The sequence below is a fragment of the Candidatus Doolittlea endobia genome, assembly GCF_900039485.1.
GTDB classification, from domain to species: Bacteria; Pseudomonadota; Gammaproteobacteria; order Enterobacterales; family Enterobacteriaceae; genus Doolittlea; species Doolittlea endobia.
Map to the genome: position 1 here is coordinate 474,570 of NZ_LN999833.1, position 12,311 is coordinate 486,880.

At 43.4% G+C, this 12,311-nt stretch carries 7 protein-coding genes, 2 tRNA genes and 1 rRNA gene; 7 read left to right on the forward strand and 3 right to left on the reverse strand.

Annotated features, from left to right (window positions below):
• Nucleotides 1–82 precede the first annotated feature (82 nt).
• The 3 genes from cydX to cydA are packed head-to-tail and all read right to left on the reverse strand — an operon-like array spanning nt 83 to nt 2,909.
• The gene (gene cydX / locus A4A68_RS01715; RefSeq protein WP_067565871.1) at nt 83–181 is read right to left on the reverse strand and encodes a cytochrome bd-I oxidase subunit CydX; all 99 of its coding nucleotides are present in this window, start codon (nt 179–181) and stop codon (nt 83–85) included.
• A 17-nt stretch (nt 182–198) separates the two neighbouring features.
• Complete coding sequence (gene cydB, locus A4A68_RS01720) at nt 199–1,338, reverse strand: cytochrome d ubiquinol oxidase subunit II (protein WP_067566549.1); 1,140 nt, start codon at nt 1,336–1,338, stop codon at nt 199–201.
• Between the two features lie 47 nt (nt 1,339–1,385).
• Nucleotides 1,386–2,909 (reverse strand): cytochrome ubiquinol oxidase subunit I, encoded by a 1,524-nt coding sequence (gene cydA, locus A4A68_RS01725; RefSeq protein ID WP_067565874.1) that lies wholly within the window; start codon nt 2,907–2,909, stop codon nt 1,386–1,388.
• A gap of 857 nt (nt 2,910–3,766) precedes the next feature.
• Here cydA and gap point away from each other — a divergent pair.
• From gap to efp, 7 genes are all read left to right on the forward strand, one after another.
• Complete coding sequence (gene gap, locus A4A68_RS01730; RefSeq protein ID WP_067565877.1) at nt 3,767–4,765, forward strand: type I glyceraldehyde-3-phosphate dehydrogenase; 999 nt, start codon at nt 3,767–3,769, stop codon at nt 4,763–4,765.
• A 1,792-nt stretch (nt 4,766–6,557) separates the two neighbouring features.
• Nucleotides 6,558–8,099: ribosomal RNA gene (locus tag A4A68_RS01735) — 16S ribosomal RNA — on the forward strand.
• Between the two features lie 70 nt (nt 8,100–8,169).
• Nucleotides 8,170–8,246, forward strand: a tRNA-Ile gene (locus A4A68_RS01740).
• A gap of 329 nt (nt 8,247–8,575) precedes the next feature.
• Nucleotides 8,576–8,651 (forward strand) — tRNA-Trp (locus tag A4A68_RS01745).
• 510 nt (nt 8,652–9,161) lie between these two features.
• The gene (locus A4A68_RS01750; RefSeq protein WP_067565880.1) at nt 9,162–9,455 is read left to right on the forward strand and encodes a co-chaperone GroES; all 294 of its coding nucleotides are present in this window, start codon (nt 9,162–9,164) and stop codon (nt 9,453–9,455) included.
• Between the two features lie 45 nt (nt 9,456–9,500).
• The gene (gene groL, locus A4A68_RS01755; protein ID WP_067565883.1) at nt 9,501–11,150 is read left to right on the forward strand and encodes a chaperonin GroEL; all 1,650 of its coding nucleotides are present in this window, start codon (nt 9,501–9,503) and stop codon (nt 11,148–11,150) included.
• Between the two features lie 462 nt (nt 11,151–11,612).
• On the forward strand, nt 11,613–12,179 hold the full coding sequence (efp, locus tag A4A68_RS01760) for an elongation factor P (RefSeq protein WP_067565886.1): 567 nt from the start codon (nt 11,613–11,615) through the stop codon (nt 12,177–12,179).
• The last annotated feature ends 132 nt before the right edge of the window (nt 12,180–12,311 follow it).

Genomic DNA, 12,311 nt, shown 5'->3' on the forward strand with positions numbered 1-12,311 from the left:
AAGATTTATATCTTAAAATTATGCCAGATCTGTTTTTAACTTGCGAAGTCTTTATAAAACGAGACGCCTTAACCTTATCACTTCATGGTAAGGTTTTTTCCAGATGTTCAAAGGTAAGCGCGCTAATGATACCGAAGGTACAGGCCAGAAGCGTTCCTAAAATCCACAAAAAATACCACATCATTAATCTCCTGAAACTCAGTACAGAGAATGCGTGTTTTGTTCAATATGTTCTTTCGTGATACGACCAAACATTTTGTAGTAACACCAAATAGTATAAAGCAGTACAATTGGTACGAAAATTATTGCTACCACGGTCATGACTTTCAGCGTCCTCAGGCTTGAAGTCGCATCCCACATGGTCAAGCTAGCATTAGGCATTGTGCACGATGGGACAATGAACGGGAACAACGTAATTCCTGCAGTCAGAATTACGCAGGCCACAGTCAATGAAGAACAAATAAAAGCCCAAGCGCTGCGTTTTACACGGCTAAAAACAATTGTCATCAGAGGCAGTACTACGCCTAGCGCCGGCACGACCCATAATCTCGGACAAGCATGATAATTGTTTAGCCATGCCCCTGCCTGATGTGCTACTTCTTTATGCAGCGGATTCGACTGCGCGGTTCGATCGATAATAGAGGTAACCGTAAAGCCGTCGATGCTGTAAACGACCCAAATGCCAGCCAGTAAAAAGGTTAGCGCCGTTACCATCGCTGTAAGCTGGGTAATGCTGTACATTCGTACTTGCAAATCACCTCCGGTACGCATTTGCAAATAGGTGCTCCCTTGAGTCAGGAACATCGCCAAGCTGATAATACCCGACAACAAACCAAACGGATTCAGTAGCTGGAAGAAATTTCCGGTGTAATATAGGCGAAAATCCTCATCAACGTGGAATGGCACGCCTTGGAGCAAGTTACCGAATGCAATTCCTATGACTACCGGCGAAATAAAGCTACCAATAAAAATTCCCCAGTCCCATAAATTTCGCCAACGAACGTTATCGATTTTCGAGCGGTAGTCGAAACCGACCGGACGGAAGAATAACGAGGCCAACATTAGAATCATAGCGATATAAAAACCGGAAAATGCAGCAGCATACACCATGGGCCAGGCGGCAAACAACGCGCCGCCAGCAGTGATAAGCCATACCTGGTTGCCGTCCCAGTGCGGAGCGATGGTATTGATCATAACGCGACGTTCAACGTCGCTACGGCCAAACAAGCGCATCAGCATACCAACACCCATATCAAATCCGTCTGTGATAGCGAAGCCAATGAACAGTACGCCGATTAATACCCACCAAACAACTCGCAATACTTCGTAATCAAACATAGTCATTTGCTCCCATACTATCGTGTGTTCACCTAGGAAAGGGATGATTACCCAGTTTTCAGACTGCTCGGCCCCAATCTCGCGAATTTAAACATCAAATACATTTCTGCTACCAGAAATAACGTATAAAGCCCGCAGATCAAGCCCATCGAGAAAAGAATATCGCCAGCAGTCAAGGTTGAATGGGCGACAAACGTCGGCAAAATTTCATTAATAGCCCATGGTTGACGGCCATATTCAGCAATAAACCAACCTGACTCGATGGCGATCCAAGGGAGAGGAATTCCATATAGCATCGCTTGGTGCAACCAGCGTGGTTGACCGACGCGATTACGCAAAACAGTCCAAAAACAGGTGGCAATTAATCCTAGCATCAGTACACCACAGCCTATCATGATCCGGAAGGAGAAATATAGCGGTGCCACACGTGGTATAGAATTTCTAGTTGCTTGGCGAATCTGTTGCTCGTTGGCCTGAGTAATATCGTTTGTATAGCGCTTCAAAAGCAATCCATAACCCAGATCCTGCTTACTGTTGTTAAACGCTTCGCGCACAGCATGATCAGTGCTACCTTCGCGTAACTGTTGCAGTAGGCTATAGGCTTTTATTCCATTACGAATACGTACCTCATTTTGCGCCATCAAGTCTTTCAAGCCAGTAATCTGACGATCCATAGAACGGGTCGCAATTACGCCTAGCGCATACGGAATACGCACCGCAAAGTGATTAGTTTGCTCTTCTTGATTTGGTAGACCAAACAAAGTAAAGGAAGCCGGTGCAGGCTCGGTGTTCCACTCTGCCTCAATCGCCGCAAGCTTAGTTTTTTGGACGTTGCCCATTTCATAACCAGATTGATCCCCCAGTATAATAACTAACAGCACCGCCATCATGCCAAAAGAAGCAGCTATAGAGAAAGAGCGTTTAGCGAAGGCTAGGTCTCGCCCTTTTAATAGGTAATAAGAACTGATACCGAGTACAAACATCGCGCCAGTGCAGTAGCCCGCAGCTACAGTATGCACGAATTTCACCTGTGCAATTGGATTAAGTACCAGGTCAGCAAAACTAACCATCTCCATGCGCATAGTTTCGTAGTTGAAATCAGCCGAAATAGGATTTTGCATCCAACCGTTAGCCACCAAGATCCAGAGTGCAGATAAATTGGAGCCAATTGCCACCAGCCAGGTAACCGTCATATGCTGAACCTTACTCAGGCGATCCCAACCGAAGAAGAACAGGCCAACGAAAGTGGATTCTAGGAAAAAAGCCATTAACCCTTCAATGGCCAGCGGGGCGCCAAAGACGTCGCCGACGTAATGAGAGAAGTATGACCAGTTGGTACCAAACTGAAACTCCATGGTAAGACCGGTAGCTACGCCAAGGGCAAAGTTAATGGCGAATAACTTTCCCCAAAACTTAGTCATATCTTTATAGATCTGTTGACCTGATAGAACATAAACTGTTTCCATAATGGCTAGTAAAAACGCTACACCTAGCGTTAGAGGCACAAATAGGAAATGATACATTGCCGTTAAAGCAAACTGTAATCGTGATAATTCGACGACATCAAACATGATGACTCCTTGTTCTTCGCAGAAAGAATCCTACACCACCACGGCTGTCTTTCATGATTGGTTAGCCGGAACGGCACGGTAAGTAACAAAGGTTTATAGTGATCTTTAACCGTTTGTATCTTCTACCTTGAAGGGAGAAAAGCAAAACGGTGCTGCAAACAGCTTAACAGCATATCAACAGATCTGGTTGAAAATGCTCGTATAGTACCCTTCAAATTCTGCCAGATAAATATATTTTAGTAACGGGATGGCGGAATTGCCTCATGAGTAAATACAGGCACGTACTCTTTATGAGACATAATTATGATAATGAGATGACAGGTTAATTTCGTTAGTATATTATTTACACGACATTTTTGATTGCTGTTGAGAAAGAACCGAGCCTCCCAGTCCTGATAGAAAAAGCAAATTTGGCAGCGTCGTGAAGAATAAGAAACAACACATTTAAAACTCAAGTTCTAATTAACAATTATACAGAGCCTTACTCTTATGATGAGTAATTTTATCCAACATCATTAAGATAATCATCTACCTTTTGCTTAAAAAAGACTTAGCTGTCTTCAGCCTATGACAGATAACATGCAATTAATAATATTTCAGACGGTTTGCCATATACCTTGCAAAAAGGCATTTCGATGTGATGTCAATCACATCTTTTAACTGTCTACATTTATATTAGACATTACCGTCCCCATACAAGAGGTGATTGCGTCGACCTCAGTTACGTGCATATTGCACGTTGAGAGGAACCTAGATGAATCTGTCGAGACAATTGACACGACGTCGCTTGACGTTACGTAAGGTTTTATAAATTCACAAGTAATGTTTATTCATTTATTAGATAATTGGTAAAATATATGACTATCAAAGTAGGTATTAACGGTTTTGGCCGTATCGGCCGTACTATTTTCCGTGCTGGGCAAGAACGTCAAGATATTGAAATCGTTGCTGTCAACGACCTTTTAGATGCTGATTATATGGCTTACATGCTGAAGTATGACTCGACCCACGGTCGCTTTCACGGTACTGTCGTCGCAAAAGATGGTCATTTAATGGTTAACGACAAAATTATCCGTTGTACTTCTGAGAAGAATCCAGCTAATCTCAAATGGGACGATGTTGGTGTAGAGGTTGTTGCTGAAGCAACTGGCATTTTTCTAACAGACGAAACAGCGCGCAAACATATCACCGCTGGTGCCAAAAAAGTAGTACTGACTGGTCCATCGCAAGATAACACACCAATGTTTGTCATAGGAGTGAACCATAAAGCCTATGATGGCCAGGATATTGTTTCCAACGCCTCCTGTACCACCAATTGTCTGGCGCCGCTGGCCAAGGTTGTCAATGATAACTTTGGTATCGTAGAAGCCTTAATGACCACCGTTCACGCCACCACGGCTACTCAGAAAATTATTGACGGTCCATCTTATAAAGACTGGCGCGGCGGCCGCGGCGCATCCCAAAACATCATTCCCTCCTCTACCGGTGCAGCTAAAGCCGTTAGTAAAGTGATTCCAGAGTTAAGCAGTAAGCTGACTGGTATGTCCTTCCGCGTACCAACGCCAAACGTTTCAGTAGTCGATTTAACCGCGCGTATTGAAAAATCGTCTTCTTATGAAGACATCTGTGCCGCCATTAAAAAAGCTACACAAGGTGAGTTAAAAGGCGTGATGGGCTATACCGATGAAGCTGTGGTGTCCGCTGATTTCAATGGTAACAAATTAAGCTCTATATTTGATGCCAAAGCAGGCATTGCTTTGAATGACAAATTTGTCAAATTGGTAGCCTGGTATGACAACGAGACGGCTTATTCCAGTAGGGTGTTAGATTTAATCTTCCATATTACCGATAAATAAGCGTAGTAACCCGGATGACGCAAGGGCGGATGAATATCGCCCTTGCCGCCTTTGTTTAAGGGGCTGCTACAAAATGCAAACGTCAAGAGTAATATATTGAAATTCAAAACAAGATCAACATGGTAAATCGTGCTTAAAGTCTACCGATGGTGATTAAAAACAATCTACGTGAGTTATTCTAGGCTTGTGGCGTAGAATACCATTTTACATAGCTGACGCAAGATCTGCTACTAGCCTGTGGTAAGAAAATATACTTAGCGGATAAGTAAATTGATCGCGCGTGCCAATATTAAACGTCCTGCTCTTGTGAAATCATTCGCTTTTTTAAAGCCAGAAACAATACACTGGGAAAGTAGATATGCACATCGAAGCACGCAATATCACTTCATATATATAAATAATGTATAATTTTTATTACTTTCTGATTAAATAATACAGAAAATAAAGCTCAGCTTATGCCAGCGGAAATCACTGATCTGACGTATTGTATCGGTTATAAAAATTGCTTATCCACTGAGGTCACAAATTTTAATGAATGTAATAAATGACCTTTAAATAAAAAGATCTTTTTGAATTACTGTATCTCTATAGTAAACAGATAGAGTTCGACAATTTATTTGTGCTATTAAAGCGCATAACCAGACATATACTAAACCATTTCTGATATAGAAATATCAGTCTTTAGATACAGGAAACACTGTACAAGCATTAGCAATTAGCTTTAGTGTTGTTCTTGTATATCGAAGCACTAGTAAATAGTAAGTCAAATTTAATTCTTCATGCATCGATTCTGATTTTCGTAAATCACGCACACTCAAATCATGCGGCTATATTCGTTAAGTATATTTCTTGCTATACGAATAATTGAATCCAATAAGACCTTATACACGGACTATATGTTAGTCATGTCAAGGATATGTCTTAAACAATGTTGTCTGTAGTGTCTATGTATTTATCGTTTTTAAAAACATAAATAAGTACTCGTTTTCTTATAGGATCACATCGTATAAAATAGACAGGTAGATTATTTCCGATTACGTAAAATAAGACCATTGTGCCTTACCTTTACGACAGGTAAGGATATCAGTCGATGTAAGATCAAATGAATACTGTAGTACGACTTTAAAAAGAAAACAGATTATATCGATTTACCATGTGCTCTATTGAATAAAAAGATAAAAAATCAAGAAATTTAATTTATAATCTATAAATAAATTTCCGATAGCATAGAGTCCGATACTGAAGTTTCATTGTCTGTTTAGAGTTAAGATTGTATCAAAACAAGTGCTTGATTATATTTTGATCCGAAAATACATAAATAAAATTATTAACGTTATTAAGGCATGATCGGTGCAAAACCGTAAGGTATTGCTTAATGAGCAAAGAATTGTTTTAAGTAATCTATTGTACAGATAGATCTATAACGTTTTTCCCATATTCCATAAAAATTTAATGATGTTGTTCTATTTTATCGATTTTCCGAAACATAAATTAATTAGACCTTTTGCAATAGCGCTTATCATCAGCCGTAAAAGCTCCATAATGTCCTTTGCTGACCTGGAGAGGCTCGTTGCAACTTTACGACTTAGTCAGCAGCAGACTACTTGCGTCAAGTAAATAAAAGCTTGACTCTATAATAGAAAAGTGTAGTATACGATGATGAGTACGGCGAAGGTCGCCTCTCAGATACGTTCTTTAACAATATTCAGATAATCTGTGTGGGCACTTACAAGACGATATCGAAATGTCAAGTCTTGAAGAATGTAGCTTAATTCTTTGAGCATCAAGCTGTTAATTGAAGAGTTTGATCATGGCTCAGATTGAACGCTGGCGGCAAGCCTAACACATGCAAGTCGAGCGGCAGCGGAAAGAAGCTTGCTTCTTTGCCGGCGAGCGGCGGACGGGTGAGTAAAGTCTGGGGATCTGCCTGATGGAGGGGGATAACTGCTGGAAACGGTGGCTAATACCGCATAACGTCGAAAGACCAAAGTGGGGGACCTTCTGGCCTCACGCCATCAGATGAACCCAGATGGGATTAGCTAGTAGGTGAGGTAATGGCTCACCTAGGCGACGATCCCTAGCTGGTCTGAGAGGATGATCAGCCACACTGGAACTGAGACACGGTCCAGACTCCTACGGGAGGCAGCAGTGGGGAATATTGCACAATGGGGGAAACCCTGATGCAGCTATGCCGCGTGTGTGAAGAAGGCCTTCGGGTTGTAAAGCACTTTCAACGGGGAAGAAAATGAAAGCATAAATAATGCTGTCAATTGACGTTACCCGCAGAAGAAGCACCGGCTAACTCCGTGCCAGCAGCCGCGGTAATACGGAGGGTGCGAGCGTTAATCGGAATTACTGGGCGTAAAGCGTACGCAGGCGGACTGTTAAGTCAGATGTGAAATCCCCGGGCTTAACCTGGGAACTGCATTTGAAACTGGTAGACTAGAGTCTCGTAGAGGGGGGTAGAATTCTAGGTGTAGCGGTGAAATGCGTAGAGATCTGGAGGAATACCAGTGGCGAAAGCGGCCCCCTGGACGAAGACTGACGCTCAGGTACGAAAGCGTGGGGAGCAAACAGGATTAGATACCCTGGTAGTCCACGCTGTAAACGATGTCAATTTGAAGGTTGTGGCCTTGAGCCGTGGCTTTCGGAGCTAACGCGTTAAATTGACCGCCTGGGGAGTACGGCCGCAAGGTTAAAACTCAAATGAATTGACGGGGGCCCGCACAAGCGGTGGAGCATGTGGTTTAATTCGATGCAACGCGAAGAACCTTACCTACTCTTGACATCCAGAGAGCTTAGCAGAGATGCTTTGGTGCCTTCGGGAACTCTGTGACAGGTGCTGCATGGCTGTCGTCAGCTCGTGTTGTGAAATGTTGGGTTAAGTCCCGCAACGAGCGCAACCCTTATCCTTTGTTGCCAGCGATTTGGTCGGGAACTCAAAGGAGACTGCCGGTGATAAACCGGAGGAAGGTGAGGATGACGTCAAGTCATCATGGCCCTTACGAGTAGGGCTACACACGTGCTACAATGGCGCATACAAAGAGAAGCGATCTCGCGAGAGTCAGCGAACCTCATAAAGTGCGTCGTAGTCCGGATTGGAGTCTGCAACTCAACTCCATGAAGTCGGAATCGCTAGTAATCGTGGATCAGAATGCCACGGTGAATACGTTCCCGGGCCTTGTACACACCGCCCGTCACACCATGGGAGTGGGTTGCAAAAGAAGTAGGTAGCTTAACCTACGGGAGGGCGCTTACCACTTTGTGATTCATGACTGGGGTGAAGTCGTAACAAGGTAACCGTAGGGGAACCTGCGGTTGGATCACCTCCTTACCTAAATGATACGTTAAGTGATGTGCCCACACAGATTGTCTGATAGATAAGTGTAACGAGCAAGTGCTGTAGGCTTGTAGCTCAGGTGGTCAGAGCGCACCCCTGATAAGGGTGAGGTCGGTGGTTCAAGTCCACTCAGGCCTACCAGTTCTTCTGATATTCATAATTTCAGCAATATGATTTTAGAGCGTATTGAAGTGCGCTGAGAAATTCCCCTCTTTAGGGAAAGACATCGGAAGAGAAGTAGACCTGATGATGTTAAAGGTTGACGGGAGACCTGAGGGTCGAAGATTGACAGACGACTTGTACTAGGCTAAATAATGCCTGACTGTCAGAGAAGTTAGAACTGGACAGGCTGAGCGTATGAGCGCGCTAAGTTTACTATTTATTTTTCCTTCAGCTCATATCTGTTTTTATCGTGACGAAATAGATTAGCTCATTTGGCTGAAATACTTTATGTTATCCGACCCCAACTTAGGGGTGTAGCTCAATTGGTAGAGCGCCGGTCTCCAAAACCGGATGTTAGGAGTTCGAGTCTCTTCACCCCTGCCAGCCTATCCCATGGAGTTGCCATCGATTTAAATGCGTTAAATATTTTATTGATTGTATGGCGTTTACGCTATATCTGTAAATCAGTTTTACTCGAATTTACGTGTCACATCAAACGCCTTACTTGAGAATCTGAGTCTCTGTCAAGGTTTTTCAATACAACTTTGAAGCGTCGAAGTTCCTATGCTGCATGGATACAACGAGAGCAAAGTTAAGCATGCAGTAAGCATGCCGTCTTATCGCTGGACTAGGGTTATTGGCATTGTTGTATGCTTTCCAACTGGTCGTTTGCCTATCTGTTTATAGCCATGTTAGCAATATTCCTTAGATAAGGAAGCTCGACGTGTTTATTTATGGAGAGAAGTTGATCGCTTAAATGAAAAAATTGTTTTCATCCTCTTGAAGCTTCATCGAATACCCCCATCTTATATATCGTGAGGCCGAGCATGATGTTATGCTGGCATTCATCCCAGAAAAACTGATACGGACTTTCTTAAGGAAGGAGAGCTATCAATGAAAATTCGTCCATTACATGATCGCGTTATCGTCAAACGTAAAGAAGTTGAAGCCAAATCTGCGGGCGGCATCGTGCTGACTGGTTCCGCGGCAGGCAAGTCCACACGCGGAGAAGTACTAGCTGTGGGCCATGGCCGTATCCTAGAAAACGGCGAAGTGAAAGCGCTAGACGTCAAGGTAGGCGACATTGTGATTTTCAATGACGGATATGGTGTAAAGTCTGAAAAGATCGACAACGATGAAGTACTGATCATGTCTGAAAGCGACATCTTAGCCATTGTTGAAAAATAATTCACGCGTAATCATCTGAACTGAACGAATTTAAAGGAAATTAAAATGGCAGCTAAAGACGTAAAATTCGGTAATGACGCTCGCGTAAAAATGCTTCGCGGCGTGAATGTTTTAGCCGACGCGGTAAAAGTGACACTAGGGCCAAAAGGCCGTAATGTAGTTCTAAATAAATCCTTCGGGGCGCCGGCTATCACAAAAGATGGTGTTTCGGTTGCACGTGAGATCGAATTGGAAGATAAATTTGAGAACATGGGCGCCCAGATGGTAAAGGAAGTTGCATCTAAAGCAAACGATGCTGCGGGAGATGGTACCACTACCGCGACGGTGCTAGCTCAATCTATCGTCAACGAAGGCTTGAAGGCTGTTGCCGCCGGCATGAACCCGATGGATCTAAAGCGTGGCATCGATAAAGCTGTTATTGCTACTGTAGAAGAGCTAAAAAAACTGTCTGTACCTTGTTCTGATTCTAAAGCTATCGCTCAAGTAGGTACTATTTCCGCCAATGCCGATGAAACTGTTGGCACCCTAATTGCCGAAGCCATGGCGAAAGTAGGCAAAGAAGGGGTTATCACCGTTGAAGAAGGTTCCGGTCTACAAGACGAACTAGACGTGGTGGAGGGTATGCAGTTCGACCGTGGTTACCTTTCCCCGTATTTCGTCAACAAGCCAGAAACAGCTACTATCGAACTGGATAGCCCGTTTATTCTTCTTGTCGATAAAAAGATTTCCAATATACGCGAGATGCTACCAGTTCTGGAAGCCGTTGCCAAGGCAGGCAAACCGCTGTTGATCGTTGCTGAAGATGTTGAAGGTGAAGCATTAGCGACGTTGGTGGTGAACACTATGCGTGGCATTGTTAAAGTTGCTGCTGTCAAGGCACCGGGCTTCGGTGATCGCCGCAAGGCTATGCTGCAGGATATTGCTGTTCTAACCGCGGGTACTGTTATTTCTGAAGAAATCGGCCTTGAGCTAGAAAAAGCTACCTTGGAGGATATGGGTCGAGCCAAACGTGTCGTGATCACAAAAGACACCACCACTATTATTGACGGCGAAGGCAATAAAGCGCTGATTGATAGTCGAGTTGCGCAAATTAACCAGCAGCGAGACGAAGCTACCTCTGATTATGATCGTGAAAAACTGCAAGAACGCGTGGCTAAACTGGCAGGTGGCGTTGCGGTTATCAAAGTGGGTGCTGCTACCGAAGTTGAAATGAAAGAGAAAAAAGCACGCGTTGAAGACGCTTTGCACTCAACTCGCGCTGCAGTGGAAGAGGGTGTAGTTGCAGGTGGTGGTGTGGCGCTAATTCGCGTAGCCAACAGCATTGCTGAACTGCGTGGCGACAATGAAGATCAGAACGTCGGTATCAAAGTTGCGCGCCGTGCAATGGAAGCGCCGTTGCGTCAAATCGTCGCTAATGCTGGTGAAGAGCCGTCCGTTATTGCTAATAAAGTCAAAGCGGGCGAAGGTAATACCGGTTACAATGCGGCCACTGAAAAATACGGTAATATGATCGATATGGGTATTTTGGATCCGACTAAGGTAACCCGTTCTGCGCTGCAATATGCAGCTTCTATAGCCGGTTTGATGATCACTACTGAATGTATGGTGACCGATCTTCCGAAGGAAGATAAGCCTGATCTAAGTGGTTCAGGCAGCATGGGTGCTGGCATGGGCGGTATGGGCGGTATGATGTAATACCTTAGCACCGCTAGTCACTCTGAAACCCCCGGAGAAACGGGGGTTTTTTTTGGTAAAAAGTATTTGAGTATTAAGGAATGCCGGCAAGAGTCTTGAAAATTCTGCACTGTTTTATGTATTTTAATAAAATTACGTAAAATCAAGCAGCTGTTATCATAGCGCTAAGTGCTATATAACCTTAATTTTTTTCTGTAATTCTCGGAGAAGAAATGCGCAAACACTACAAAATCATTAATTCAATTAAACAAATTGCGTTATAAATTTGTATAGATTTATAAAGTTTCATTTGTTTATTTGCAAAAGATTGTTTGTAAAAATATATGCTTTCAAAATCAGAAAAGATATATGATATCGGATCCTATATAAACCTGAGTTACAATCCAAAATCCAGTACATTTTAAAAAGTAATAAGCAACGCCTATCTTTAATTTCTTATAACAATCCCTAAGGGAAGCAGCAATGGCATGCTATAGCACCAATGCATTCCGTTCCGGTCTTAAAATCATGCTTGATAACGAACCGTGCACGATCATTGAGAATGAATTCGTAAAGCCCGGAAAAGGTCAGGCCTTCAACCGGGTCCATTTACGCAAGCTAGTTTCCGGTAAAGTTCTAGAAAAAACCTTTAAATCCGGCAGCGTGGTAGAAGCCGCCGATGTAATGGATATCAACCTAACGTACCTATACAAAGATAGTGAATTTTGGCATTTCATAAATAACACAAACTTCGAACAGATGGCCGCCAGTGCTAAAGCAGTAGGAAGTAATACTAAATGGATAGTAGAGCAGGTCGAATATGTGCTAACCTTATGGAATGGTCAGCCGATTATCGTAACACCTCCTAACTTCATAGAGCTAAAAATCAAGGAAACCGATCCGGGCCTAAAAGGTGATACTGCTGGCACCGTCAGTAAATCAGCCATACTAACCACAGGCGCGATGGTGAAAGTACCGCTGTTTGTGCAAATTGGCGACGTGATTAAAGTCGATACACGCTCCGGCGTGTATGTTGCTCGGGTTAGATAACGCGGAAAATATTCAATCGTTGCGGAAGTTGCCGAACGAATAATCAATGAGCTCATTAATGATTAGATAGCATACGAACAGACATGTATGCTATCCGCTCTTTCGAGTCTGGTCTCGCCATTTTTTAAGGAC